This window comes from Ensifer sp. 4252 (assembly GCF_050434565.1).
GTDB lineage: Bacteria > Pseudomonadota > Alphaproteobacteria > Rhizobiales > Rhizobiaceae > Ensifer.
Genome location: NZ_JBNDIU010000004.1, coordinates 207,234 through 233,198, shown reverse-complemented (window position 1 = coordinate 233,198; position 25,965 = coordinate 207,234). Strand labels below are relative to the sequence as shown.

At 63.9% G+C, this 25,965-nt stretch carries 20 protein-coding genes; 9 read left to right on the top strand and 11 right to left on the bottom strand.

The window, feature by feature from the left end; all coding sequences use genetic code 11:
• Positions 1-58: 58 nt before the first annotated feature.
• Entirely contained in the window at positions 59-3,796 is a 3,738-nt protein-coding gene (locus ABIE33_RS12115) for an AsmA-like C-terminal region-containing protein (RefSeq protein WP_429125139.1), read from the bottom strand.
• A 164-nt stretch (positions 3,797-3,960) separates the two neighbouring features.
• The gene (locus tag ABIE33_RS12110) at positions 3,961-5,367 is read right to left on the bottom strand and encodes an FAD-binding oxidoreductase (protein ID WP_429125136.1); all 1,407 of its coding nucleotides are present in this window, start codon (positions 5,365-5,367) and stop codon (positions 3,961-3,963) included.
• 405 nt (positions 5,368-5,772) lie between these two features.
• Here ABIE33_RS12110 and ABIE33_RS12105 point away from each other — a divergent pair, with 405 nt between their 5' ends.
• Positions 5,773-6,213: a DUF1772 domain-containing protein gene (locus ABIE33_RS12105; protein WP_429125135.1), complete on the top strand. Its 441-nt coding sequence runs from the start codon at positions 5,773-5,775 to the stop codon at positions 6,211-6,213.
• 160 nt (positions 6,214-6,373) lie between these two features.
• Here the strand turns inward: ABIE33_RS12105 and ABIE33_RS12100 are convergent, their stop codons facing one another.
• Together ABIE33_RS12100 and ABIE33_RS12095 are read right to left on the bottom strand one after the other, a co-directional pair.
• Entirely contained in the window at positions 6,374-9,511 is a 3,138-nt protein-coding gene (locus ABIE33_RS12100) for an efflux RND transporter permease subunit (protein ID WP_429125132.1), read from the bottom strand.
• Positions 9,508-10,692 carry an efflux RND transporter periplasmic adaptor subunit gene (locus ABIE33_RS12095; protein ID WP_429125129.1) on the bottom strand — a complete coding sequence of 395 codons (1,185 nt, stop codon included), beginning with the start codon at positions 10,690-10,692 and terminating at the stop codon, positions 9,508-9,510. Before ABIE33_RS12095 ends, ABIE33_RS12100 begins: the two co-directional genes overlap by 4 nt.
• Positions 10,693-11,008: 316 nt before the next feature.
• On the opposite strand from ABIE33_RS12095, the gene ABIE33_RS12090 reads away from it, so the two are divergent.
• The 3 genes from ABIE33_RS12090 to ABIE33_RS12080 all read left to right on the top strand — a co-directional run bounded on the left by ABIE33_RS12090 (position 11,009) and on the right by ABIE33_RS12080 (position 14,877).
• On the top strand, positions 11,009-11,830 hold the full coding sequence (locus ABIE33_RS12090; protein ID WP_429125126.1) for a cyclase family protein: 822 nt from the start codon (positions 11,009-11,011) through the stop codon (positions 11,828-11,830).
• A 62-nt stretch (positions 11,831-11,892) separates the two neighbouring features.
• Positions 11,893-12,297 carry a carboxymuconolactone decarboxylase family protein gene (locus ABIE33_RS12085; protein ID WP_429125124.1) on the top strand — a complete coding sequence of 135 codons (405 nt, stop codon included), beginning with the start codon at positions 11,893-11,895 and terminating at the stop codon, positions 12,295-12,297.
• 135 nt (positions 12,298-12,432) lie between these two features.
• The gene (locus ABIE33_RS12080; protein ID WP_429125548.1) at positions 12,433-14,877 is read left to right on the top strand and encodes an ATP-dependent helicase; all 2,445 of its coding nucleotides are present in this window, start codon (positions 12,433-12,435) and stop codon (positions 14,875-14,877) included.
• A gap of 31 nt (positions 14,878-14,908) precedes the next feature.
• Here ABIE33_RS12080 and ABIE33_RS12075 read toward each other — a convergent pair whose 3' ends face one another.
• The 4 genes from ABIE33_RS12075 to ABIE33_RS12060 form a co-directional block, all read right to left on the bottom strand.
• Positions 14,909-15,355: a DUF488 family protein gene (locus ABIE33_RS12075; protein WP_429125121.1), complete on the bottom strand. Its 447-nt coding sequence runs from the start codon at positions 15,353-15,355 to the stop codon at positions 14,909-14,911.
• A 48-nt stretch (positions 15,356-15,403) separates the two neighbouring features.
• Positions 15,404-15,865 (bottom strand): N-acetyltransferase family protein, encoded by a 462-nt coding sequence (locus tag ABIE33_RS12070; protein WP_429125118.1) that lies wholly within the window; start codon positions 15,863-15,865, stop codon positions 15,404-15,406.
• Positions 15,866-16,054: 189 nt separating this feature from the next.
• A complete protein-coding gene (locus ABIE33_RS12065) occupies positions 16,055-16,696 on the bottom strand; it encodes a cysteine hydrolase family protein (protein WP_429125115.1) in 642 nt (213 codons plus the stop codon).
• Between the two features lie 129 nt (positions 16,697-16,825).
• Entirely contained in the window at positions 16,826-17,500 is a 675-nt protein-coding gene (locus tag ABIE33_RS12060; protein WP_429125113.1) for a phosphoribosyltransferase, read from the bottom strand.
• A gap of 247 nt (positions 17,501-17,747) precedes the next feature.
• Between ABIE33_RS12060 and ABIE33_RS12055 the strand changes: the two genes are divergently transcribed.
• Together ABIE33_RS12055 and ABIE33_RS12050 are read left to right on the top strand one after the other, a co-directional pair.
• Positions 17,748-18,992: a diguanylate cyclase gene (locus ABIE33_RS12055; protein ID WP_429125111.1), complete on the top strand. Its 1,245-nt coding sequence runs from the start codon at positions 17,748-17,750 to the stop codon at positions 18,990-18,992.
• A 122-nt stretch (positions 18,993-19,114) separates the two neighbouring features.
• Complete coding sequence (locus ABIE33_RS12050) at positions 19,115-19,615, top strand: CreA family protein (protein ID WP_429125108.1); 501 nt, start codon at positions 19,115-19,117, stop codon at positions 19,613-19,615.
• Positions 19,616-19,753: 138 nt separating this feature from the next.
• On the opposite strand, the gene ABIE33_RS12045 is transcribed toward ABIE33_RS12050, so the two are convergent.
• The 3 genes from ABIE33_RS12045 to ABIE33_RS12035 form a co-directional block, all read right to left on the bottom strand.
• The gene (locus tag ABIE33_RS12045; RefSeq protein WP_429125105.1) at positions 19,754-20,056 is read right to left on the bottom strand and encodes a hypothetical protein; all 303 of its coding nucleotides are present in this window, start codon (positions 20,054-20,056) and stop codon (positions 19,754-19,756) included.
• A gap of 395 nt (positions 20,057-20,451) precedes the next feature.
• Complete coding sequence (locus tag ABIE33_RS12040) at positions 20,452-20,916, bottom strand: chemotaxis protein CheW (protein WP_018326507.1); 465 nt, start codon at positions 20,914-20,916, stop codon at positions 20,452-20,454.
• 2 nt (positions 20,917-20,918) lie between these two features.
• Entirely contained in the window at positions 20,919-23,030 is a 2,112-nt protein-coding gene (locus ABIE33_RS12035; protein ID WP_429125100.1) for a methyl-accepting chemotaxis protein, read from the bottom strand.
• 318 nt (positions 23,031-23,348) lie between these two features.
• Here ABIE33_RS12035 and ABIE33_RS12030 point away from each other — a divergent pair, with 318 nt between their 5' ends.
• From ABIE33_RS12030 to ABIE33_RS12020, 3 genes are all read left to right on the top strand, one after another.
• Positions 23,349-23,507 (top strand): hypothetical protein, encoded by a 159-nt coding sequence (locus ABIE33_RS12030; protein ID WP_429125098.1) that lies wholly within the window; start codon positions 23,349-23,351, stop codon positions 23,505-23,507.
• A gap of 186 nt (positions 23,508-23,693) precedes the next feature.
• A complete protein-coding gene (locus tag ABIE33_RS12025; protein ID WP_429125095.1) occupies positions 23,694-24,293 on the top strand; it encodes an SCO family protein in 600 nt (199 codons plus the stop codon).
• Between the two features lie 155 nt (positions 24,294-24,448).
• Positions 24,449-25,324: a 50S ribosomal protein L11 methyltransferase gene (locus ABIE33_RS12020; RefSeq protein WP_429125092.1), complete on the top strand. Its 876-nt coding sequence runs from the start codon at positions 24,449-24,451 to the stop codon at positions 25,322-25,324.
• The last annotated feature ends 641 nt before the right edge of the window (positions 25,325-25,965 follow it).

The following is a 25,965-nucleotide window of genomic DNA, read 5'->3' as shown; positions in this document are numbered from 1 at the left end:
CGGCGACACCAAAGCTCGGCCAGCGCCTATGCGGCGCGCGACCGCGGTGCCGGCAAAGCTATTGCACGGTAACGTCAGGCAAGACGTCGAAATTCAACCCTTCACCGCCCGGCTTCTGTGGGCCTTCGACGGTACCTGTACCCGGTTGCGCCTGCGATGGCGCGCCCAGTTGCTGCTGCTGCTGGCGTTCGCGTTCGGCCTGCGCTGCAGCTTCGGCGGCCTTGCGGGCCGCCTCGGCGCGGGCGGCGAGATCGGCCTTTACCCGTTCCGCCTCGACTGCTGCCGCCGCACGCCGCCGTTCCTCGGCGATCGCCCGCAGGCGCTCGACTTCACGCTGCTGCGCCTTTGCCTTGTAAAGCTGCACCTCGCGGCGCAGCCGCTGCTTTTCAAGCACATTGGCCTGCAGCGTCTCGACACGCCGGCGCTCGCGCTCGAAGGCCCGAAGCGACAGGAAATTCGAGAGATCGGCAACATCGAGGCTCACGCCCGGCGAAGCCAGCAACCCTGCAAACCCGAGCCGCACGCGCGGCTCAGCGCCGGCAAGCGCCTCTTCTCCGGCGCGGAAGGTCATGTCGATGCCGGCATCGATGCGTTCAGCCGCAAGGTCGAGCGACGCCTCACCCGCAAAGGCTGCGTTGCCGTCAGCCGCCGTCACATTTTGTGCGCGCAGCACGCCGCCGGCGATGCTGAAGGGAACCTTGACGACACCGACAACCGACTGACCGGAAAACACCGCCACTTCCGCCGCCTGGCGGATCGCGTCGGCCGAAATCTCCGTCTTCAGCGCATCGGCCGTTGCCATCAGCTTCGGCAGGGCCGCGCTGTTGACGCCATTGAGCGTCACGCCGTTGAAGGTTGCGGTGCCCGAGCCGCTTGCCGAATGCGCCATGGCTTCCGCGTTCGCACCCGATGCCTCGAGCGCGACCGACAGATCGAATGTACCGGTGGCGACGGGCGCGCCTGCCCGCATCCAGCCCGCCTGTGCGAGATCGCCGCCCTTGACGTCGAGCCGCGAGCGCAGGAAACCGGATCCATTGGCATTGCCGATCTGCACCCGGCCCTCGAGCTTGCCGCCGAGCCAGTCGCCCGTCGCATCGGTGAAGGCGATTTCGTCACCCTTCCACTCCATCTTGCCGGCAAAATTCCCGACGGCTCCATAGAAGCCTGGCCAGAAATTGGCCGCCTGCACGTCGAGCGCGACGTTGAGACCGGTCCAGGCGGCCTGCGCCACCGACGTCTTCGACAGCGCGCCGCTCGACATGTCCTGAACCTGCCCGAGAATGCCTTCGGCGAGCCAGGCGAGATCGAGCGTTGCAAGGCTGATCTGGCCCTCCGCCTTGCCCGGCACCTTTCGGTCGATCGTCAGCGCGCCGGCAAAGCCGTTGTTGTCGGCCTTGCCTTCGACCGTTGTAAGGGCGATCGCCTCCGGCGTCGTCGCCACGTCGGCCGAAACCGAGATCGGCAGGCCGCTGCCCGTCTGCGGCAGGGCGATGCCCTGCTGCAAGAGATAGGGTTCGAGGTCTTCCGTCTGCAGCGTCAGCTTGGCCTGGCCCTCGAGGAAATGGTCGCGCGAGAGATCGAAGCTGCCCTTGGCGGCAAGCGATGTCTTTTCGGTGGTAAAGGTCACCGTGCCATTGGCGTTGGACCCGTCGGTGCTCTGCAGCTTGACGGAGAGGATGCCGTTGGCGTCCGCATCGAAGGGCAATGGATCGAACCCGGCCTGCCCGAGCAACAGCAGCGTCTGCGGGTTTTCGAGCGTCGCTTCGAGCAGCATGCCCTTGCCGGCAAGCGCCTGGGCCATGTCGGGCGCCTGATAGCTGGCGGCGATCTTGGTGCCGTTGGCCGTACCGAAGATGCCGAAGGTCGCAGGCGCATTGCCTTCCTTATTGCCGGCGGTCAGCGTCACGTCGAAGGCGGCGTCCGTGTAGTATGGACCGGCCTTGGTCAGGCGGCGAAGGGCTGGATGATCGACGGCGTGCCGGCCGATCATTTCCAGGAACGGCGTCAGGTCGTTGGCCGCAAGCTTCATCTTGGCGGAAATGACGGGCTTTGCGAGATCACCGCTGGCGCGGCCGGAAAAGGCAAGCTGCGCACCGGCAAGCGAGCCGATCGCCACGCGCTCGGCTTGAAGCTGGCCGTTCTTCAGGGTCACGACCGCCTGAACGTCTCGCGCGTCTTCGCCGAAGGCGGAGAACTCGTCGGCGGAAAGGTCGGCGGCGATCGCATGCTGCATCAGCGTCGAGGCCGAGGCGTCGCCGGCGACCAGGCCTGCCAGCGCCTGCAGGGCTTCGAGATCGATGCGATTGCCGTTCAGCTGCAGCGAAAGGTTCGGCTGCTGCTCGGCGAAGGACTGACGCTCAAGCCGGCCCCTGAGGCTGGCATCGCCGGCCGCAACTTCCAGGTTCTCGAACTGTTGCAGGGTATCGGTCAGGTTGACGGTTGCCGAAAAGCCCGCGGTCTTCAGCTTGCGGATCGCCGGATCGACGGAGCCCGCCAGCCAGCTCGCCAGGCCCGAAGGCTGGTTGGACGCGAGCAGCAAGTCGCCGCGGAAGGAGCGCTGGCCCTTGAGGTTGAGGCGTCCCTTGGCCTCGAGCTGGGTGCGGCCGGGCAGAAGCGCCACGACATTGTCGATCACCCAGCCGGCGCCATCCGGTTGCACGTCGATGCGCACGTCACGCACCGTCGTATCGCCGATGACGATCGCCGGCAATTTCAGGCTGGCCCGTCCCGGCACCTGCGGAATGGGAATGTCGGCGGCAATCGCCAGCATCGCTTCCAGCCGCTGACGCATCGAGATCGCCGGGTCGCGGCCGGTCTTGCCGTTGTTGCCGTTGTTGCCGATGCGGCCGACGTCGATTTGCTGGCCGTCGGCGATCAGCAGGAACTTCTGGTCCTTGCCGGTGTCGAGCGTCGCCTCGCCGGTCACCACGTAAGGATCATCGGAAGGGCCAACTTCGAAGCGATATTCCGGCACGCGGATGCTCTCATTGGTCAGCTGGAAATCGCCGTTGATGCGCAGCGGCGCATGGCCGTCGACGTCCTTCGCCTCGCCCTGCGGGCGGTTTTCCGTCAGCGTGAAGCGGCCGCCGTAAACCGGCTTGAAGTCGACGATCTTGAGCGCGCCGTCGAGCTCGACGCCAAAGGGACGTTTGTCCGGCGTCACCCGCGCCTTGAGGCTGAGCGCCCCCGCCTCGTCCACCTCATTGCTGGAAAAGGCGAAACTGCCGGCTTCGCCGTCCAGAGCCGCGCGGCCCTCGACCTTCCAGGGACCGGCCAGCGACCGGGCCGAAAGATCGGCCGAAAGGTCGGTCACGCGCCGGGTGCGGCCAGTCTGCTCGTCAATGAATTCGATCTCGCCCTGGGTGATCTCGACGTTTTCGAGCACCACGGTCTTGGCCGGGATTGCCGTGCGCGTGCCGCGTGCCCAGTCGAGTGTGCCGTCGGAAAGCAGCCTGACCTTGGCCTTCGGCCGGTCGAGGCGCATGTCGAAGATCAGCGCTTCGCCGCTCAGGAACGGCGCAAGCTCCGCGCTCATCGAGAATTTTTCGACCTGGATCAACGGCTCGCGGGCATCGTTGCCGCCGACGCGCACGTCGTGGAGCGTCACGGTCGGGAATGGGATCAGGCGTGCGTCGACGCTGCCGTGCACGACGACGGGTTTGCCCATGATGCGGCTTGCCTCGCGCTCGAATTCCTTGCGGAATCCCGTCCAGTCGATGAACCACGGGGCGATCAGCGCCGCAAAGAGCGCAACGACCACAAGACCGCCGATGGCAACCAGAATTCGCGAAAGCACCGTGCCTACATTCCCATCAAGTTCTCGCAGCGCCTGTCGGCGCCGCCTGCGTCCATATGAACGCCAAAGGGACGTTTCCGTCCATCACAATTGCGCGGGCGCACCCGCCTTTGCCCCAAAGCGGTAGCGGCCGCGGCCGCTTTCCCCTCGCCCGTCATCTCGCGTCAGGCGAAGATCTTGCCGGGGTTGAAGATATTCTGCGGGTCGAGAGAACGCTTGACCTGCCGCATCAGATCCAGCGCATCGCCGAGTTCGGCTTCGAGGAACAGCATCTTGCCCTGACCGATGCCGTGTTCGCCCGTGCAGGTCCCGTCCATCGACAGCGCCCGCGCATTCAGCCGCTCGACGAAGGCCTCGGCCCGCGCCACGTCGGCGGCGTCCTTGTCGTCAAACAGCAGGCCGACGTGGAAGTTGCCGTCGCCCGCATGTCCGACGATCGGCGCCGTCAGACCGTGCGCTGCGATATCCTCATGGGTTGCCGCAACACAATCGGCCAGCCGCGAGATCGGCACGCAAACATCCGTGGAGAGAATTGCTGCCCCGGGGATCAGGCTCTTCTGGGCCCAGTAGGCGTTGTGCCGTGCCTTCCACAGCCGCGCCCGCTCTTCCGGGTTGGTCGTCCAGATGAAACCGCTAGAGCCGAATTCCGACGCTATTTCGGCAAAATGCCGCGATTGCATCTCGACGCTCTCGCTATTGCCGTGAAATTCGACAAAAAGCGTCGGCGTCTCCTCATAGGATAGGCCGGAATAGTTGTTGCACGCCCTCATCTGCAGCGCGTCCAAAAGCTCGATGCGGGCAACCGGAATGCCGGACTGGATCGTCAGGATCACCGCGTTGCAGGCGTCGGCAATCGTCGGGAACGGGCAGACGCCGCCGGAGATGACTTCGGGAATGCCCTGCAGCCGAAGCGTGATCGAGGTGATGATGCCGAGCGTGCCCTCGGCGCCGACGAAGAGCCGGGTGAGGTCATAGCCGGCAGACGACTTGCGCGCCCGATGCGCGGTGCGCACCTCGCGCCCGTCGGCCGTCACCACCGTCAGCGCCAGCACATTGTCCTTCATCGTACCGTAGCGCACCGCATTGGTGCCGGACGCCCGCGTCGAGGCCATGCCGCCGATCGAGGCGTTGGCGCCGGGATCGATCGGGAAGAACAGGCCGGTATCGCGCAGATAGGTGTTCAACTCTTCTCGGGTGATGCCGGGCTCGACCCGGCAATCCAGGTCTTCCGCGTTGACCTCGAGCACGCGATTCATCCGCATCATGTCGACGGAGATGCCGCCATTCGGCGCGTTAACGTGGCCCTCGAGCGAGGAGCCGGTGCCGAAGGGAATGAGCGGCACAGCATTTGCGGCGGCGATCGCAACGATCTCGCGCACCTCGTCTGCATTCTCAGGAAAGACGACGCCATCGGGAAGCTGCGCCGGGATATAGGTGGTGGTGTGGGCATGCTGAGCGCGGATTGCCTCGCCCGTCTGGAACCGATCGCCGAATCGGGCAGCAAGCTGTCCCTTTGCGGTATCGATCCCGGTTTCGTTTCTCGAGCCAGCTCTGATCGCCTTCAATGCCACGGAAAACGTCCCTTCTTCATGCCATTCCCACCGCCCCGATCCGACCATGGGGAAGCGCTTTCATTTCAAGGCGCTACTGTGCAAATCGGAATCACTTTGTCCAGACGTTCACGCAGGCTCTGGCAGACTATCGCGTGAAAACGCCGGTGGTGAGACCTGAGTGTCACAAAGCTTTCGTGTTGCGGCGGATAACCGGCGCGATAATCTTCTCCCGAAATCGATCCGGGGCCGCGACCTACTCAGTCGGCGTTGTGTGCTGACGACACTGGCCTGCCACGAGGTCCTGCCAAAGCGCCGGGCGACCCTTTTTCCGATGCCACTCGCGAAAGATGCGATTTTAGGGAAAACACCTGTCGTTTAGCCGCCTGTGGCGTAATATGCTGAAGGAAGGGAGGAGAAGGTCAAATGCTGGGTCTGCTCGCTTTGCTCACTGCCTCGGTATTCTTCGGCGCCGCCATCTACATCAACGTGGCCGAACACCCGGCAAGGCTCCATCTCGATAATCGCGCGGCTCTGGCGGAATGGGTTCCGGCCTACCGGCGAGGTTTCGAGATGCAAGCCTCACTTGCAATTATCTCGGGCCTGCTCGGCGCTGCCGCATGGTGGCAGAGCGGCAATGCGCTCTGGGGTCTCGGGGCAGCAATTATCATCCTGAACTGGCCCTATACGATGCTGTTCGTCATGCCGGTCAATCGACGCCTCGAGGCAACGCGCCCGGATGAAGTGAGCAAGGAAACCCACGAGCTTCTCCTTCGGTGGGGCAGGCTTCACGCCGGCAGGAGCGCGCTTGGCGCGATCGCGGCGGCGGTCTTTCTTGTTGCCGCCTGGATCGAGCTTCAGGGCTAGCTTCCATTCGGCTACGGAGCCAGCGTCGCACGGCACGTCCGGTTCCGCCCAAACGCACCCACGCGACCACCTCAAGTCGAAACGATCTGCAACGCCAAAGCGCGCTTTCAGCGTCGGCGTCTTGGTTGTCGACGCAGGCCTGACCGCCGCGCGGCCGCCTTTATTTCGTTTCGAGCGCGGCTGCCGCTTCCATTTCCTCGTGCAGCTTGCGCTCCTCATCCGCGTGCGGCTTGGTGAGCCCGGCAATGACGAGATAGGCGACGGGCGTCAGGTAGAGCGTCACGACCACGGCAAGGCCGAGACCGCCGACCAGCACCCAGCCGAGCGCAATGCGTGCCTCGGCACCGGCACCGCTTGCCATCACCAGCGGCACCGCGCCGACGATGGTGGCGATCATCGTCATCATCACCGGCCGCAGGCGAATGTTGGCGGCGTTCTCGATAGCCGTGCGCACATCCTGCCCGCGGTCACGCAGCTGGTTGGCGAATTCGACGATCAGAATGCCGTTCTTCGCCATGATGCCGACAAGCATCACCAGACCGATCTGGCTGTAGATGTTGAGCGTGTTGCCGGTCATGATCATCGCAAAGATCGCGCAGGCAAGCCCGAGCGGCACCGTCGCCATGATGATGAAGCCGCTGATGAAGCTCTCGAACTGCGCCGCCAGCACCAGGAAGATGATGACGAGGGCAAAGCCGAAGGTGATGACGAGGCCGTTGGCGTTCTCGTTGAGGGTCGCAGCCTCGGCCAGCGGCATGATGCGCGAGCCCGGCGGCAACAGCGGCTCGGCCATCTGCTCGACCATCGTCAGCGCCTCGCCGAGCGCCAGGTCGGATTTGAGCCCGGCCGACAACGATACCGCGCGAAGCTGGGATTCCCGCGAGAGCTGTGGCGCCACAGCGGTTTCCTCGACGCTGGCGATCGTCGACATCGGCACGATCTTGCCGTCGCCGGCCTTGAGGAAGATGTTCTGCAGGTCCGTCGGGTCGTTGACCGGGTTGGTCGAGGACAGAAGCTTGACCGGGTAGGATTCGCCATCGACGAAAACGTCGACGACGCTGTTGCCATCGAGCATCGCCTGCAGCGCCCAGGCGAGACCGCCGATGTCGACACCCATGTCGGACGCGCGTTCGCGGTCGATGGTGATCGAAAGCTGCGCCTGGTTGGCCTCGTAATTCAGCCGCACATTCTCGAAGCGCCCGGTGTCTTCCATCTGGCGCACGAGCTTTGCCGCGGCATCGCCGAGCTTGGTGTAGTCGTTGCCGACCAGCGCCACCTGCAGGCCGCTGCCGGCGCCGCGGATGCCAAGGCTGTTGGGCTGCATCGCAAACACCCGCACCGAGGGGATGCGTGCCGTCACCTTGTTGATCTCGGAGACGATCTGCTGCTGGCTGCGGTCGCGCTTGTCCCAGGGCGCAAGCGTCAGCACCATGAAACCGCTATTGGCCGAGCCGCCCTGGCCGGAGATCGAGAAGATGTTGTCGATCTCGCCGGATTTGACCAGCGGCTGCAGCCCGTCTTCGATCCGGCGCATCTGCGCCTGCGCATATTCGAGCGACACGCCCTGCGGCGCATTGATGCGCATCATCACCTGCGAGCGGTCTTCACTCGGTGTCAGCTCCGATTTCAGCGTCATGAAGCCGATACCGCCCATGGCGGTGAAGAAGGCGGCAACGACGAAGACGATCAGCGGTGCATTGAGGCAGCCGCGCAGGGTGACGCGGTAGAATTCGGATGCACGCGCGCCGAACCGGCGCATCGGCCCGGGCTTTGAATGGTTCTCCTGCGTCAGCATGCGCGACGCCAGCATCGGGCAGAGCGTCAGCGACACGAAGGACGAAAGCAGGATCGAGAAGGCAAGCACGAAACCGAATTCGCGGAAGAGACCGCCGGTCTGGCCGGGCAGGAACGAGAGCGGTACGAAGACGGCCGCAAGCGTCGCCGTCGTCGCCAGCACTGCGAAGAACACTTCCAGCGTGCCGTGCACGGCCGCGGCCCTCGGCCCCAGCCCTTCGGCGCGTCGCCGCACGATGTTTTCCAGAACCACGATCGCGTCGTCGACCACGAGCCCCGTCGCCAGAACGATGGCGAGCAGCGTCAGGATGTTGATCGAGAAACCGGCCATATAGATCGCCGCCACCGTACCGATCAGCGCGATCGGCATGGTGATGGTCGGGATCAGCGTCGCACGCCAGTCGAGCAGGAACATGTAGATGACGAGGGTGACGATGAAGATCGCCACGACCAGCGCGATCTCGACCTCGTGGATGGCGCCGTTGATGAAGACGGCGTCGTCGCTGGTGATCCGCAGCTGCGTGCCCTCGGGAAGGATCTGCGTCTGGATCGTCTCGACGACCTTGCGCACGCCCTCGGAAATATCGACGGTGTTGGATTGCGCCTGGCGGATGATGCCGAGGCCGATGCCCTGGCGGCCGTTGGAGCGAAGCGCCGTCGTGCCTGAATCGGGCCCGAGCGTCACCGTGCCGATGTCGCGCAGCCGCACATTGTTGACGAGGATGAGGTTTTCGAACTGCTCCGGCGTCTGCAGGTCGGCGGTCGCGCGCACCGAAATGTCCTGGCTGGCGCTGGTCAGCTTGCCGGCCGGCACGTCGTAGGAGGCGTTGGCAAGCGCCGTCCTGAGATTTGCGACCGTCACGCCGCGCCCGGCGAGCTTGGCCTGGTCGAGGTCGATGCGGAAGATCTTTTCCTGGTCGCCGTAGACGGCAACGTCGGCGACCCCTTCGACGGCTGCCAGCCGGTCGCTGATCTCGTTTTCGACCAGCAGCGTCATGTCTTCCATCGTCATGGTATCGGATGTCAGCGCCAGGCGCATGATCGGCTGGCTGTCGGCATCCGCCTTGACGATACTTGGTTCGTCGACATCCTCGGGCAACTGGTTGCGCACGCGGCCGAGCGCATCACGGATATCGTTAGCCGCCTGGCCGATATCGGTGGTGTCGGAGAACTGCAGCGTCACGCGGCTGCGGCCGAAGTTGGACGTCGAGGAAATGTCCTTGATGCCCTGAACGCGCGATACCGCACCTTCGACCACCGAGGTCACCTCGCGATCCATGGTCTCGGGCGCCGCGCCATCGAGCGTCGTCGTCACCGATATGACCGGCTGGTCGACCTGGGGCAGCTCGCGGATCTCGATGCCGTTCCAGGCGGCAAGGCCGGCAACGACGATCAGCGTGTTGACCACCAGCGCGAAGATCGGCCGGCGGATGAAAAGCGCGGTAAAGCCGGTCTTGCCGGCCTCGCGAGCGGTCTGGTGGCCCGGTTCCTTCGCGCCGCTCACTTCACGTCCTCCGCGACCTTCTGCGCGGCGTCGCGGCGCTCGCGCCCGGCAATGCGCACCTCGCCGCCGTCGCGCAGCCGCTGCACGCCTTCGGTGACGACTTCGTCGCCTTCGCTCAACGCCGCGTCGACCAGCACCTTGTCGGGGTTGCGCTGGATGATCTTGACCGGCACCCTCTCGCTCTTGTCGCCGCTGACGCGCCAGACGTAGGAGCCTTCCGAACTCCACTGGATGGCAAGCGGATCGACGGTCGGATAGGTGTCGCCGTCGAACGCCATCGTCACGGAGAAGGACATGCCAGCCCGCAGCGTGTCCTCTGGATTTTCCAGCCGCGCCCGCACGCGCAGGGTCCGGCTTGCCTGATCGAGGCGATTGTCGATGGCGTGAATGACGCCGTCGAGCTGGCTGCCCGGCTGGGCGATGGCGTGCGCGGTCACCGGCTGGCCGACGACGATCTTGTTGGCGAAACGCTCCGGCACCCAGAAGTCGACGAGGATTTCCGAACGGTCGTCGACCACGGCAATCGGCGTCGTCGTGGTGACGTAGTCGCCGACATTGACGGTGATGATGCCGACGACACCCTTCGACGGCGCGACGATATCGCGGCGCTTGAGATCGAGTTCTGCTGTCTTGAGCGCAAGTTCGGCCGCCTGCATGGCGATTTCGGCGTCGCGCACGTCCACTGCCGTTACTGCGCGCGCCGTGCTGAGGTTGCGATAGCGCTCCATTTTTTCCCGCGCACTGTCGCGCGTCAGTCGCGCCTGGTCGGCGGCAATCTTCTGGTCGTCGCTGTCGAGCTTGGCGATCACCTGGCCTTGCGCCACCTTTTCGCCGGAGCGGACGAGAATTTCGGTGAGGTTGCCGGTAGCCGTCGGCGTCACGGTGACGGAGTGGATCGCCTCGCCGTTGCCGATCGCGTTCAGCCGGTCGTTGACGACAGACGTTGCCGAGGGGCGCACCATGACGAGGATGGCGTCGTTGCCGCCCTGCCTGCCTCCGCCATTGCCTTGTCCGCCCTCACCCCCGGCGCCGCCGTCCTGCTTGGAGATCGCATCGATCAGCGGATGCGAGACACCGATCGCAGCCAGCGTTTCGCCTGCCCCGGGTACGAACCGCACCCAGACGCCGGCGCCCACCAAAAGCACAACGGCGCTTACCGCCAGCTGTTTCCAAACCCGCATTCATGTCTCCAAATATGCAAAACACGCTCCTGCGCGGCACGCGCCGGCGGAACGTTCCGATTTGCCCTGAGTATCGTTGTTCGCACCTTTGTGGGCAACGGCGGAATGCCATCATTACGCAATTGTAATAAAAGCGTATTTGTTGGCGGCATGATGACATCAGCGCCATCGTGCGCCGGCAGTCACGATCGCCGCGCCATTCCATGAAAACGCACGGGATAAACACCGTTTACAGCGATCCTCCCTGCGGTATCCTGCAACCGCTGGCAGCCATTGCCGCCCGGTTTCGACCGGTTCTCGAGAGGGGAGCAAAGACATGTGCGATGCGTGCGTCATGGAATCCGTAAAGCAGAAGATGCTGTCCCGCCGCAGCTTCTTCAAGGCAGCAGCCGTCGGAACGGCCGGGATCGCGGCGGCAAGCGCGGGCATCGCTCCGCCGGCGCTCGCCCAGGGTCACTCCAGTGTCACCGACCTCACCCACGAGCTCTACGAGGAGTTCCCGACCTTTTTCGGCCAACAGCAGTTCTTCCGCGAGGCGAAGTTCACCTATGCCAAGGACAAGTTCAACCTGTTCGAGCTCAGGGTGAACGAGCACACCGGCACCCATGTCGATGCGCCGCTGCATTTCTCCGCCGATGGGCTGTCGGTCGCCGAACTGCCGGTCGAAAAGCTCGTCGTACCGCTCTGCGTCGTCGATATCCGCCAGAAGGCATCCACTGACCCCGATGCGCAGGTGACGCCTGACGACATCAAGGCCTGGGTCGCTGCAAATGGCGAGGTCCCGGAAAATGCCTGCGTCGCCATGCTCTCGGGCTGGGGTGCGCATCTCGGCACCGAAAAATTCCGCAACGCCGATGGCGGCGGCAAGCTGCACTTCCCCGGCTTCCACGTCGAGGCGGCAAAATATCTGCTGGAAGAGACCAAGGCGGCCGGCATTGCCGTCGACACGCTCTCGCTCGACCACGGCGCCTCGGCCGATTTCGCCACCCACTACGCCTGGCTGCCGGAAGGTCGCTGGGGGCTGGAGGCGGCCGCCAACCTCGACAAGGTGCCGGCCAAGGGCGCGACCCTCGTGCTTGGCGCGCCGAAGCACCGCGGCGGCACCGGCGGCCCTGCCCGCGTGTTTGCGTTGGTCTGATCCCTTGGCCCCGAACATCCGGCGGCGCCCCTGCCGCCGGCGATGCTTACTCAGGAGACGTCATGAGCACCATTACCCCACCGGCCGATCCGGAATCCGATCCACGCGTAAAAGCCGTGTTCGACGACATCCGCACCACGCGCAAATCGGACTTCATCAACAATATGTGGCTGTGGCTCGCCTTCGATCCGGACCTGCTGGAACAGACCTGGCGCGACGTCAAGGCGGTGATGGCAACGCCCTCCGCGCTCGATCCGCTGGTCAAGGAAATGCTCTATATCGCCGTGTCCGTCAGCAACGGCTGCGGCTACTGCGCCCATTCCCACACGGCTGCCGCCCTGGCCAAAGGCATGACCAATGCCGAGCATGCCGATCTCTTGCGGGTGATCTCGCTTGCCGCCAGAACCAACCAGCTCGCGACCGCTTTGCAGGTGCCGGTGGACGCCACCTTCGACAGGACGGCCTGACGACGGTCGCGCGGAGGATAAGCGGCTTCGAAATCGCCTGTCTTTCCACAGGCTTGGTGCGGGTGGCGCAGAAAACGGAATAAAAGAAGAACATCCTTTCTGGCCTTTCGCCTCCGAATCACTACATTGAGCCGCATGATGAGTGGTTTCGACGACATTCCCTTCTTCGACGAAGAGCCGGCCCCGCGCAAACAGCCGCCGGCAACGGGCGGCATCGCCGCGCGCGCCATGGCGGCGCGCGACCGCCAGCAGCGCCCGGACTATCTCTCCGGCCTCAATCCGGAGCAGGCCGAAGCGGTGGAATCGCTCGATGGCCCGGTGCTTGTTCTGGCCGGCGCCGGCACCGGCAAGACCCGGGTGCTCACCACCCGCATCGCCCATATTCTTTCCACCGGCCGCGCCTTCCCCTCGCAGATCCTTGCGGTGACCTTCACCAACAAGGCGGCGCGCGAGATGAAGGAGCGCGTCGGCGTGCTCGTCGGTCACGCGGTCGAAGGCATGCCCTGGCTCGGCACCTTCCACTCGATCGGCGTCAAGCTTTTGCGCCGCCACGCCGAACTCGTCGGCCTGCGCTCCGACTTCACCATTCTCGACACCGACGACGTCGTCAGGTTGATCAAGCAGATCATCCAGGCCGAAGGTCTCGACGACAAGCGCTGGCCGGCCAAACAATTCGCCGGCATGATCGACGGCTGGAAGAACAAGGGCCTCGACCCGGCGCAGATCCCCGAGGGCGATGCCCGCGCCTTTGCCAATGGCAAGGGCCGCGAACTCTACGCCGCCTACCAGAACCGGCTGCGCACGTTGAACGCCTGCGATTTCGGCGATCTCCTGCTGCACCCGATCCGCATGTTCCGTACCAATCCGGATGTGCTGAAGGAGTACCACGACAAGTTCCGCTACATCCTCGTCGACGAGTATCAGGACACCAACACGGCGCAGTACATGTGGCTGCGTCTCTTGGCGCAACGCGCCAAGGGCGTGCCGCAGAATGTCTGCTGCGTCGGCGACGATGATCAGTCGATCTACGGCTGGCGCGGCGCGGAAGTGGACAACATCCTGCGCTTCGAGAAGGATTTCCCCGGCGCCAAGGTTATCAAGCTCGAGCGCAACTACCGCTCGACCGAGCATATTCTCGGCGCCGCCGCGCACCTGATCGCCCACAACGAGGGGCGGCTGGGCAAGACGCTGTTTACCGAACGCACCGACCCGGATGACGAAAAGGTCCAGGTGCACGCCGCCTGGGATTCCGAAGAGGAAGCGCGCGCCGTCGGCGAGGAAATCGAGCAACTGCAGCGCAAGAGCCACAAGCTCAACGACATGGCTATCCTGGTGCGCGCCTCGTTCCAGATGCGCGAGTTCGAAGACCGCTTCGTCACGCTGGGCTTGAACTACCGCGTCATCGGCGGCCCGCGCTTTTACGAGCGCCTCGAGATCCGCGACGCCATGGCCTATTTCCGGCTCGTCTGCCAGCCGGCCGACGACCTTGCCTTCGAGCGTATCGTCAACACGCCGAAGCGCGGCCTTGGCGACACCACCATTCGCACCCTGCACGACTATGCCCGCGCCCGCGACGTGCCGATGCTTGCCGCTGCAACAGATATCATCGAGACCGACGAGCTGAAGGCGAAGGCCCGCAAGGGGCTGTTCGATGTCGTCGCCGATTTCCGCCGCTGGCAGAGCCTGCTCGAAACCACGCCGCACACCGAACTTGCCGAGCAGATCCTCGACGAGAGCGGCTACACGGCGATGTGGCAGAACGACAAATCGGCCGAAGCGCCGGGCCGGCTCGAAAACCTCAAGGAACTCATCCGCTCAATGGAAGCCTTCGAGAGCCTGCGCGGCTTCCTCGAACACGTCTCGCTGGTGATGGACGCCGAGCAGAACGAAAACCTCGATGCCGTCTCGATCATGACGCTGCATTCGGCCAAGGGGCTGGAGTTCGACACCGTCTTCCTGCCCGGCTGGGAGGAAGGCCTGTTTCCGCACCAGCGCGCCCTCGACGAAGGCGGCCGCTCCGGCCTCGAGGAAGAACGGCGCCTCGCTTATGTCGGCATCACCCGGGCAAAGCACCGCTGCCACATCTGGTTCGTCTCCAACCGCCGCATCCACGGGCTGTGGCAGTCGACCCTGCCCTCGCGCTTCCTCGACGAGTTGCCGAACACCCATGTGGAGGTCGCCGAGACCGAGCAGTCCTACGGCGGTTACGGCCGCGGCGGCTACGGTCAGTCGCGCTTCGACAAGGCCGACCCCTTCCAGAACAACTACTCCACCCCCGGCTGGAAACGCGCCCAGCAGCACCGCTCGGATGCAACGCGCGACAACTGGGGCTCGCGCTCCGGCCACGCGGTCGAGCGCATCGGCTACGGCGAAAGCGGCCCACGCAGCCGCACCATCGACGGCGAACTGGTGGCGAAATCCACCAGCACCGAGCCGTCACGCTTCACGGTCGGCGACCGCGTCTTCCACATGAAGTTCGGCAACGGCAACATCTCAGGCATCGAAGGCAACAAGCTGACCATCGACTTCGACAAGGCCGGCCAGAAGCGTGTGCTGGACGGATTCGTCGAGAAGGTGTGAGCGGAAAATCCCCTCAACGGCTATCAGACGCCTAAAGGTGCTCGACGCGAAGGCGACCTCCCCAGCGGTCGTTGAGATATTCGCAGACGAGGGTCCGATGGCAGCGGTGCGGCTTGTCCTCGGCGCAGAGCAGGCAGGCGCCCTGCAGCGCCTCCGGCTTCACCTGCTGCTCGACCTTGCGCTCTGCCATGAGGTCGAGAAAGTCCCGCGAAAAGGTCTTCCAGTCGCCCTTGTCGGTCTTGTAGGCCTTCATGATCGCCTCGGTCGGCGCGAAAAGCGGCTGGTGCACATAGTCGATGCCGCCGATCCTCTTCAGGAAGAAGGCTAGATCATTGGCCTTGGCGAAACCGGCAAGCTGCGAGGTATTGTGCAATCGCACATCCACAATCGTCTTGACGCCGGCCTTCTGGAGGCGATCGAAGAAATCTTCGGCCGACGATTTTGTGAAGCCGATCGTCGAAACCTGCACGTTGTCCATGGCGCACCCCAGTTGCCCATTGTCACACAGCCCCAGCCAAGCTGAAACCTAGACCATCTTGCGGTAGACGATAAAGCCCGGGCGTTCCGCCATCTTCTCGTAAAGCGCGATCGCCGTCGCGTTGGTCTCGTGCGTCTGCCAATAGACGCGCGCCGAGCCAGCCTTGCGTGCCGCCGCGTAGACGCCTTCGATCAGCGCCGCGCCGACACCCTTGCCGCGCGCACCCTCGCTGGTGAACAGATCCTGAAGATAGCAGTTCGGTCCGATGGACGTCGTGCTGCGGTGAAAGAGGTAGTGGGTGAGCCCGACCAGCCGTCCCTCGTTTTCGGCCACCAGCGCATGCATAGGCTCATAGGCATCGAAGAATCGCGACCAGGTCATGGCGGTGATATCAGCATCGAGCGCCGTTGCACCCGAGCGACCATAAAAGGCGTTGTAACCATCCCAGAGCGGCAGCCATTCGCCGTAATCGCTACGGGCAAGCGGGCGGATGCGAAGCGCGTCGGTCATATCTCTGTCCTGCTGAATCAATGCGAATGTAGCGTGGAAAGGATGGCGTGATGCCTTTCCATGCCTGCGCAACGCATGCGCAGACCTTACCGGTGGAGATGCCACGCTCCTGGCGGTTGCGTGCAGACCCGAACGGTGGATACCCGCCGACACGGCCTCGCGGGACTGTGTCGACGGCAAAGGCTTTCTTTATCTCTGAGCCTTGGTCATCGCCCCGACGATCTCGTCGACGCCGGTCAGGATCGCGTCGCCCATGAAGGCGATGTTGTCCATCGAGCGTTCGCCGGCCTCATGGTGGCCGGCGCCGCAGGCGTCGCGAATGACGATCGGCACCAGCCCTAGATCGGCGCCATGGCGCACGGTCGGGTCGATACCGATTTCCGTTGCAATGCCGCAGATGGCAAACGAGGTGAGCCCGAGATCGCGCAGGATAATGGCAAGCGGCGTGCCCTCGAAGGCCGAGAACGTGATCTTGTCCAGGATCGCCTCGCCTTCGCGTGGCGCCAGTTCCGGCACCAGTTCGAAGCCCGGCGTGCCGCGCAGGAACCAGGGCTGGATTGCATCGGGATCATCCGTGCGCTGCCAGGCCATTGCCTGGCGCATCTGGAACGCCCCCATCAGCGGCTTCGGCATCGACAGGTGCCGCAGAAAGATGACGGGATAGCCGCCGGCCCGCGCCGCCTCCAGAACCTTCAGCACCTCGGCCAGGACCGCCGGGCCATTCTTGACCTGATTGGTGATCCCCACCTGCATGTCATAGACCACCAGCGCCATCCGGTCCGGTCGGCAAAAATCGGCAAGCGTTTTCCCAATGTCCATTGAAACTGCCATCATCCCCTCTTCCGGCCCACCTCCTCCGGCGGCCGTCCCCGACGCTTCAATCAAGCACCGGGAATGTGGCGCGGCGGTCCCAATGTTTCAATACGGCCGGGGGCAAATGATGGCGCTGGCACCTCCGTCTCATGCGCCGTCGCACCTGTCTGCCCTCGCCTTGCCGATCAAGGTCATGACCTCGGCGTCAGACGTCTGCTCGAAGTCGCGGTAATGGAGGCCGACGGCGCGGAAGAAGGCGGGGGTGGAGAGACAGACGATACCGTCGACCGACGACCGCAGGCTTGCGATCGCGCTCGCCGGCGCGACCGGAACCGCCAGCAGCAGGCTGCGCACGCCGGCCCGGCGCAGCGCCTGGATCGCCGCGCGGATCGTGCCGCCAGTGGCAATGCCGTCGTCGACGAGCACCACATTGCGATCCCTCGGCGAATGCGGCTCGCGGTCGCCGAGATAGAGCACCCGCCGTCTTGCGATCTCTGCGCGTTGGCGCTCGGTTTCGGCGGCGATGTAGCCGCGCGGAGGCCGCACCAGGCGCACGGCCCCGCGGTTCAGAACCAGCTCCGCCTTTTCGCCGTCGACCAATGCGCCAAGTCCGAATTCCAGATGACCCGGCGCGCCGATCTTGCGCACAATCAACACCTCGAGCGGCGCGTGGAGATGCATGGCAATCTCGAAGGCAACCGGAACGCCGCCGCGCGGCAGCCCCATCACCAGGGGCTCGGGCGGCGCCTCGACGGCCACTGCCTGTGCCAGCCGGCGGCCGGCGTCGGCCCTATCCTCGAACAACACCGGTCCTGTGAACATGTCGCCTCTCCCGGCCCGCAGAAGGCCGCCTGAACCGCCTGGAACCGCGTCACCGTCGACGAGACCACTGACCGTCCGGCAGTTGTCACTCCGCATAGGTGGACAACCGTGCCAATCTCGGCTGTCGCTAAAATTGCAGCGATTTTCGCCGGATTTCGTTAAGGCGCGAAAGCTACCAATTGACCCTGCATATTTGGCTTTGACGCAAGCCGCCTTCCTCGATTTTAGCACGACAGGCCGTTTCGAAATGAGCTTTCTCCCCGCCCTATCGATCATATCCCTGCTGGTGATGCTGCCGGTACTGCTTTCGCTGCGGAAATCATCGATGCCGGGCGCTGCGGAGTTCGCTTCCAGCTGCGCGATGACAGCCATAGCCATGGCATTGGTGATGCTGGCCGAGATCCCGTCCCTCCGGCCGCTGCTGCTTGTCGGTTTTGCGTTTCTCGCCATAGCCTGTCTCTTCGTTCTTGCCGGTTTCCGCTCGTTCTTCGCTTTGCCCAGCTGGAGGCCGGCAATCCTGCCGCTCGGCGCAACGATGGTTGCAACCATCTCGGTTCTGGTTGCGTTCGGCGCGCAGAGTACCGCGGCTCGGGCGCTGATCGCGCTCGGTGTCGCCGCCGCCGTCTTCGTGGTCGCCTCCATTTCCGTCCTGAGGCTGCGCACAGCGAGCGACCCGACGACACGGAAATCCATCGTCATCGGTGCCGCCATTGCCAGCGTCACGCTCCTGCATATCGCCGCGATCTCGCCCCCTTCCCCCGTGAACGAGGCGGGCCCGGCTATCCTTATTGCCTGGAACTTTCTGCTGGCTGCGATGTGGCTACTCTACCTGCCCATCCTGTTTCTCGGTGTCATCCTCATGACTCATGACCGCGTCATCGCCGATCTCAAGACCACGATCGCCCGCGACGAATTGACGGGAGCGCTGTCGCGGCGCGCCTTCATCGAACTTGGCGAACGCATCTTCGCCGCGTGCACGGCTCACGCGCGCCCCGCCGCCTTCCTGCTGCTCGACCTCGACTATTTCAAGCAGATCAACGACCGCTATGGCCATGCGGCCGGCGATGCCGCGCTCGGCCACTTCGCCGACACGGTCGCTGCCTGCGTTGCCGGGCGCGGCACCTTCGGGCGCATCGGCGGTGAGGAATTCGGGATCGTTCTTTCCGATCATACGGAGGGGGAAGCGTTTCTGCTGGCCGAAGAGATCGGCCGTACGGTCCGCGATACCCCTGTCGGCCGTTTCGGCCAACCGATCCGGTTGACGGTCAGCATCGGCATTGCCAGCGCGAGCGAGGCCGATACCATGACCGACGTAATGGTGCGGGCCGACATGGCGCTCTACGCTTCCAAGGCCGATGGCCGCGACCGCTGCACGATCGCCGGGCGGCTGCAGCCCGATGCGAGCGCTCGCGTGCTTGCCGCTGCCGCGGCGCAGCTTCGCGCTGCCGAGAATTATTCGCTCGCACCGCAGCTGCTGCGCGATACCGGCTGATCCGCGAAACTCCGCCAAGCCCGGTTCGCGTGTTCCACCTTGCAGTGCCCTTCTTGCACTGCCCATCTTGCATTGATGGGGGCAAAACCTATGTGAACGGTGCAATCCACCGGAGGAAATTCATGTCCCGTTCGTTCCGCGTCTCGATCCTGGCCGGCCTTGCCGCTCTCGTGACATCAGTCGCTCCCGCCCGCGCCGAAACCGTCGGCGAAGTCGGTGTCGACTGGCTCGGCAACGACATCATCGTCGACGCGGTCAGCGATCCCAAGGTCAAGGGCGTGACCTGCCACGTCACCTATTTCGATCGCGGCGTCATCGACCGGCTGAAGAACGGCAACTGGTTCGAGGATCCCTCCAACAACTCGATCGCCTGCCGCCAGACCGGCCCGATCGAGATCGGCGATATCGATCTTTCCAAGGAAGGCGAGGAAGTGTTCCGCTCCGGCCTGTCCTTGATCTGGAAAGACCTGCTCGTTACCCGGATCTACGACCGCAGGAACGACACGCTGATCTATCTTGCCCACTCGCGCGAACTGACCGACGGTTCGGCCAAGATGTCGATCACGACGATCCCGCTCTACGGGCAGACCGTCAACTGGCAGGAAGGCAAGCCCCAGCCCTGAAATAGCGCCCCCGGCGACCACTCTTTCAGGCGAAATGCATTAAAAACAAGCCCTCCCGAAATCACGTTCCGGGAGGGCTTTGTCATTGGCCAGTCCCCCAACTGGCGTCGGCCATTCTTTGCTTGGAAGGTTCGATGCTCAATAGGTAGGTGGCACGATACCCTGGTAGTAGTCGCCGTCACCACCCTGATAGCGGTCATTACCCGGCTGCTGGTAGATGACACGCGGCGGCGCGGTTCTGTAGATGCTGCCGGTCGACATGCGGTCCACCGGAGCGACGCTGGTGCCCATCGGGGCGACCCTGACGCGTTGCTGCGTTCCGGGAGGGTTGTGCGGGTCGATACCCTGGTAATAGCTATCGGCAAATGCCGGAGCCGCGATACCAGCGACCGCCGTCGATAGGACTAGTGCAGCAAGTGAGTTTCTCAGAGACATTTTCATGACATCAACTCCTATGTCGTTGTCTTTGCATCACCCGGCCTCCGTTCGGGTAGGAGCAAGAACGTACCATACACCCACTTGTTCCCCGGTCGAAGATGACGTTTCGCTCACATTATCTCGTGCAACCGTGATGGACATTACGCAACTGTAACTTGACCCGCTCGGTCACACCCAGCCCGTGACGCAGGGTCAATTCGGCAAGCGTTTGAAAGTTCGGGATTTTCCGCAACACAAAGGGCACACGACGACTGCGGCGCTGTCCCCAGTTTCGCCCTTTTTGACGGCGTCACAAACAAAACCGTCCCCCATCGTGAAAAGTTCCGGAGAAGCAAAAAAGCAAACGGCCCGGAACTTTGTCCCGAGCCGTCGCGAATGGCGGTGCGATATGGCTGCGATCAGGCCGCCTGGGCGAGTTCGTCGGCAATCACGGTGTCGAGGTTGAGGAAGCAGACCATGGTCTTTTCCAGCGCGACGATGCCGCGGCAGAAAGCGCGCTGTGCCTCCGGAATGATCTCCGGTGCCGGCTGCAGATCTTCGCTCTTGATGGTCATCATGTCGGATACCTGCTCGACGAGCAGGCCGACCAGCTTGCCGGCGATGTCGGTGACGATGATCGCCGACCGTTCCGACGGTTCGGTCATCTTCATGCCGAGACGGCAGGCCATGTCGATGACCGGGATCACCGCGCCGCGCAGGTTGATGAGGCCAAGTACGTAGGGCGGCGTGTGCGGCATCGGCGTCACCGGCGCCCAGCCGCGGATTTCGCGGATCGCCATGATGTCGATGCAGAACTCCTGGTCGCCCAGATGGAACGAAACGATTTCGAGATAGGCACCGGACTGCTTGATTGCGTTGGACATGATCAGAATTCTTCCCAATTCTCACCGGAGGCCGAAGTCGATGGCACGGAGCCCGGTTGGTTGCCGAATGCGCCCGCAAGCTTGCCCATGAGGGCCTTGGCGGGGGATGGAGCTGGACGCGAAGTCGATTTTGCCGAAGCGAGGTTGCGCAAAGGCACCGCTCTGTCGATGCCCCTGGGTACGAGCCTCGTCGATGCCGGCGTCGTCGCTGCTGCCGTCTTCGTCTGGACAGGAGGAGCAGTTGCCGGCTTCACGCTCGAACCCACCTGCGATGGCGCGCTGGAACGCATCGACGCGTGAACCGCGCGGCCCTCGTGGAACTGACCGACGAGCTGCGTCAGCTTTTCCGCGTCCTGCGCCAGCGTGTGGCTGGAGGCGTTGGTCTGTTCGACCATTGCCGCGTTCTGCTGCGTCATCTGGTCGAGCTGGCCGACGGCCGTGCTGATTTCGTTGAGCCCGGTCGACTGCTCGCGTGCCGCCATGACGATGGAACTCATGTGTTCGTTGATGCGCGCGACATCGACGCCGATGCGGCCGAGCGCCTCGCCCGTTGCCTGCACCAGCCGGACGCCGGTGCCGACCTCGTTGCCGGAGCGGCTGACCAGCGTCTTGATATCCTTGGCGGCACCGGCAGCACGCTGCGCCAGTTCGCGCACTTCCTGCGCCACGACGGCAAAGCCCTTGCCGGCTTCGCCTGCCCTTGCCGCCTCGACGCCGGCGTTGAGCGCCAGAAGGTTGGTCTGGAAGGCAATCTCGTCGATGACGTTGATGATCTTGCCGATCTCTCTCGACGCATCCTCGATCCGGGCCATGGCATCGATCGCCTCGCCGACGATTCGGCCGGATTCCTGCGCATTGGTGCGGGTGTCGTCGACCATGCGGCTCGCCTCTTCGGCGCGCTGGGTCGCCGTGCGCACGGTCACCGTGATCTCGTCGAGCGCGGCGGAGGTCTGTTCCAGCGATGCGGCCTGCTTTTCGGTGCGGCGCGCCAGGTCGTCGGCGGCGGTGCGCATCTGGCGACCGTTCGATTCGATCGAGAGCGCGTTTTCCTTGACGTTGAAGAGCACGTCGCGCAGGCGCCCGACCGTCTGGTTGAAATTGCGGCGCAGCGTGTCGAGATTGCCGTCGAAGGGTCGATCGATGGTGACGGCCAGATCGCCTTCGGCAAGCTGCGTCAGCGCCAGGCCGAGGCTGTCGACAGCGGCCTGAATGCGGCGCACCGCTTCGTCGCGCTCGCTTTGCTGCTGTTCGCGTTCCTTCTCGATCTCGCGGCGGCTGGCCGCCGCATTTTGCTCGAGCGATTGCTTTTCGATGGCCGAGGCGCGGAAGAGGTCGACGGAGCGGGCCATGACGCCGATTTCGTCGCCGCGATCGAGCGCGTCGACCTTGGAGCCGAGCTCGCCCTTCTGGATGCGCTGCATGCTGTCGCGAAGCCCGAGGATGCCGCGGCGCAGCGTGGCCCCGTGAAACCAGAGAAGGCCGAGCAACGTCGCCATGGCGAGCAGGCCGGCTGCCGTTTGCAGCAAAAGCGCATCGGCCGATACGGCACGCGCTTCGTCGACCCGCGTCTGAACCAGTTGCGTTGCAGCTTCGGAGAGCTGTGCAAGTGCAGTACCGAGCCGTTCGCCGGCACCGTCGATCGCATCGTCGATCTTGCCGAATTCTTCCGTCGAGGCCTTGCCTTCGACCAGCGCCTTCAGGTCGACGCCGATTGCCTGGCGAAGTTCGGCCAGATCCGCGTCGAAGCTCGAAAGCGCGTCAGCCCGGCCGAGCAGGGCCGCCAGGGCCTTGATATTCGCTTTGCCTGCCTCGATAAGGCCAAGCGTGGTTGCGATGCCGGCGGCGCGTTCCGGATGGATGACGCCTTCGTCGCGGTCGACGATGGTATCCATCGCGTTGAGCACGAGGTTGGTGGTGGCGAGCCGCATTTCGTCGACGGTGTTCAGGCCGCGCTGCGCAGTGATGGCGCCGTTCAGCGCCTCGTTCGAGCGCATGTCCTCGTACCAGCCGACGCCGAGCACGGAGCCGAAGCCGACAAAGGCGGCACCGGCAAGCGTGGCAAGCCGTTGGCTGACGGAGAGGTTCTTTTTCAGGGGCGCAGACGTTGCGGTCATAAAGCAGTCCATGGTCACGGACCTGCCAAAACCAGGCGAAGTCCTCCGTTAAAATCGATGCGGAAAGCCGGGCTCGATCAAACCGGATGACGTCATGTCATGTAGAGGTGAAGCACTTCACCCGCGTTGGCAAAACACTGGCAAACAGACCTTAAGCATTCGCTAAGCCGCCCCCCGAATCCTGGGGAGAAAGGCTTGCTGCACGATGCTTTCAGAAAACTGCGGTCGCGCCTTCGCGAAAGCGTATCAGAGCCGCCTGCTCCTCCGGCGCTGTCGGAGATCCCTTCCCCTTGGCGCTTCTGATGTTATGATGGCGTCATGAACACGAGAACGCAGAGATCGATCCGGCTGCCGCTGCTTGCGGGTCTTGCGATGGCGCTTGCCATCGTGACGCTTCTCGCCTTCCGCGGCTGGGTGGCGAACGGCGCCGATATGTTCCTGGCGCTCGCTCAGTCCGGCCTTGCCTGGTGCTTCTGATCTGATGAACCTTGCGGCCGGAGCATTTCCGGGAAATGTGCGAAGCGGCTTTCCGTCCGGAAATGCGTCAACACCAAGAGATTGCCTGCGGCAATTGTCCCATTTGCCTGGCTGCGGCGGAGACGGTATCAACAGCCGATCAACCTGCTATGGCCGGCCAAGGCCCCAACACAATCGGTAGCACCCATGAAAACCATTCGCATCGCCCTTTGGGCCGCCGTCGTCGTCATGGCCGGCGTTCTCGGCTGGCTGACCTATGAGATGACCCAGTCGAAGCAGCAGGCCGCCTCCGGCCCTTTCGGCGTGCCCTTCACGTTGGTGGCGCAGGACGGCAAGGAAATCACCGAAAAGGCTTTCACCGGCAAGCCGACCGCCCTCTTCTTCGGCTTCACCCATTGCCCCGAGGTCTGCCCGACGACATTGTTCGAGCTGAACGGCTGGCTGGAAAAGGTCGATCCGGAAGGCAACAAGCTGCAGGCCTATTTCATCACCGTCGACCCCGAGCGCGACACGCCCGAAATTCTCGGCCAGTACGTCTCCAACGTCTCCAAGCGCATTACCGGCATTTCCGGACCGGCCGACAAGGTGCTTGATATGGTCAAGGGCTACCGAGTCTACGCCAAGAAGGTGCCGCTCGACGCCGAAAAGCCTGACGGCGACTACACCATGGACCACACGGCGTCAGTGTTCCTGCTCGACGCCGACGGCAAGTTCTCAGGCACGATCGCCTACGAGGAAAACCCCGAGACGGCGGTCAAGAAGCTCGAAAATCTCGCCAAGGGCTGAGGACGGCTCCAGCATCGATCGAACATTTTTGAAAGCGCTGGCACCGTCCGGCGCTTTGCGTTTGCCCGGCATTCATGGTAGCGGCGGGGGCTTGCTGCGCCGCGCGCCGGATCAGGCGCGCGAAGATTATGCAGTGTCAGCCGAAGGACAGAGCCTTGAGCGAGATCAGACTTTTCGTCACCACCACCGAGAAGCAGGCAGAAGCCGTGCTCGACCGTTTGAGCGAGGTTTTCGGCGAAGAGGATTTTGCGATCGGCACGACGGAAGTCGACGAAAAGCGCGATGTCTGGGAAGCCTCGATCTACATGATGGCGGCCGACGAGGAGAGCGTGAACGAGCGTTTGACCGACGCGCTGGCAGACGACTTCTCAACCCTTGCCGTCGAGCGCGAGGTTCTGCCGGATATCGACTGGATCGCCAAGTCGCTCGAAGGGCTGGCGCCCGTGCGTGCCGGCCGCTTCGTCGTGCATGGCTCCCATGACCGCGACAAGGTCCGCACCGGCGAAATCGCCATCGAGATCGAAGCCGGCCAGGCCTTCGGCACCGGCCACCATGGCACCACCGCCGGCTGCCTCGAAGTGCTGGCGACCGTGGCGCGCACCCGCACGGTGCGTAACGTGCTCGACCTTGGCACCGGCAGCGGCGTGCTCGCGATCGCCGCCTGGAAGCTCCTGCATGTGCCGGTGCTCGCCACCGACATCGACCCGATCGCCACCCGCGTTGCCGAGGAAAATGCCCGACGCAACGGCGTCGTCACCGGCATGACCTTTGCGACGGCGCCCGGCTTTCACTCCACCGCCTTCAGCGGCAACGGCCCCTTCGACCTGATCATCGCCAATATCCTGGCCCGCCCGCTGATGAAGATGGCGCCGCAACTGACCGCAAATCTCGCGCCCGGCGGTTCGGTCATCCTTTCCGGCATTCTCGCCGAACAACGCTGGAAGGTGCTTGCGCACTACAACGGCCAGCACCTGCGCCACGTGCGCACCATCTGGCGCAACGGCTGGGTGACCATCCACCTGGAGAAGTGATCGCGGCGGCCGCAGGCGCGCTCACTATCGGGGCCGCCCCTCATCCGCCTGCCGGCACCTTCTCCCCGCATGCGGGGAGAAGGCAATTGCGGCGCTGTCTTGCCGCGCCCATTTCCCACCGAGTCAGCCGTCACGCACGTCCCCTCGCCCCGCCTGCGGGGAGAGGGTTAGGGTGAGGGGCATTCGCCCGTCGCAACTTGGGCCGACATGACGGACACAAGCCGAGCGAGCGCTTCGAGCACGCACCGGAAAGACACCTGCACCCCTCAAAACAGACGAGCGCGACCTACACTTTCAAAACCCGGAAAAACGAAAAGGCCGCCACGTCTATCATGACGGGCGGCCCTTCGAAACAAAGGCGATGCCAGGGGCATCGCCTGCTGGTCGGCTTGAGACCGACCATGCCCGCGAGCCTGAGGAGGAGGAGCGCTCGAGCGGGCGTCTACCGTTCCGAAATTGACCACCCTTGAGGGAGGAGGAGAACAGAGTGACCAACTATTCTCGGAACTGCAGGCTTTTGAACCACCGGATGTTCGTCCGTGTTCGTTGAGGCGGCTTATAAACTATTATTCCGATAGAGATAGCGGCTTCTTGGCATAGGAGCCATGCACAAAGCGCATATGTATGGTAAATGAGCAATT

What these genes read in the sequence shown, in the direction of transcription:
- ABIE33_RS12105 (WP_429125135.1), top strand. Translation starts at nt 5,773, where the DNA reads ATGCTGGGTCTGCTCGCTTTGCTCACTGCCTCGGTATTCTTCGGCGCC.
- ABIE33_RS12095 (WP_429125129.1), bottom strand. Translation starts at nt 10,692, where the DNA reads ATGCGGGTTTGGAAACAGCTGGCGGTAAGCGCCGTTGTGCTTTTGGTG.
- ABIE33_RS12090 (WP_429125126.1), top strand. Translation starts at nt 11,009, where the DNA reads ATGTGCGATGCGTGCGTCATGGAATCCGTAAAGCAGAAGATGCTGTCC.
- ABIE33_RS12085 (WP_429125124.1), top strand. Translation starts at nt 11,893, where the DNA reads ATGAGCACCATTACCCCACCGGCCGATCCGGAATCCGATCCACGCGTA.
- ABIE33_RS12080 (WP_429125548.1), top strand. Translation starts at nt 12,433, where the DNA reads ATGATGAGTGGTTTCGACGACATTCCCTTCTTCGACGAAGAGCCGGCC.
- ABIE33_RS12075 (WP_429125121.1), bottom strand. Translation starts at nt 15,355, where the DNA reads ATGGACAACGTGCAGGTTTCGACGATCGGCTTCACAAAATCGTCGGCC.
- ABIE33_RS12070 (WP_429125118.1), bottom strand. Translation starts at nt 15,865, where the DNA reads ATGACCGACGCGCTTCGCATCCGCCCGCTTGCCCGTAGCGATTACGGC.
- ABIE33_RS12065 (WP_429125115.1), bottom strand. Translation starts at nt 16,696, where the DNA reads ATGGCAGTTTCAATGGACATTGGGAAAACGCTTGCCGATTTTTGCCGA.
- ABIE33_RS12060 (WP_429125113.1), bottom strand. Translation starts at nt 17,500, where the DNA reads ATGTTCACAGGACCGGTGTTGTTCGAGGATAGGGCCGACGCCGGCCGC.
- ABIE33_RS12055 (WP_429125111.1), top strand. Translation starts at nt 17,748, where the DNA reads ATGAGCTTTCTCCCCGCCCTATCGATCATATCCCTGCTGGTGATGCTG.
- ABIE33_RS12050 (WP_429125108.1), top strand. Translation starts at nt 19,115, where the DNA reads ATGTCCCGTTCGTTCCGCGTCTCGATCCTGGCCGGCCTTGCCGCTCTC.
- ABIE33_RS12045 (WP_429125105.1), bottom strand. Translation starts at nt 20,056, where the DNA reads ATGAAAATGTCTCTGAGAAACTCACTTGCTGCACTAGTCCTATCGACG.
- ABIE33_RS12040 (WP_018326507.1), bottom strand. Translation starts at nt 20,916, where the DNA reads ATGTCCAACGCAATCAAGCAGTCCGGTGCCTATCTCGAAATCGTTTCG.
- ABIE33_RS12035 (WP_429125100.1), bottom strand. Translation starts at nt 23,030, where the DNA reads ATGACCGCAACGTCTGCGCCCCTGAAAAAGAACCTCTCCGTCAGCCAA.
- ABIE33_RS12030 (WP_429125098.1), top strand. Translation starts at nt 23,349, where the DNA reads ATGAACACGAGAACGCAGAGATCGATCCGGCTGCCGCTGCTTGCGGGT.
- ABIE33_RS12025 (WP_429125095.1), top strand. Translation starts at nt 23,694, where the DNA reads ATGAAAACCATTCGCATCGCCCTTTGGGCCGCCGTCGTCGTCATGGCC.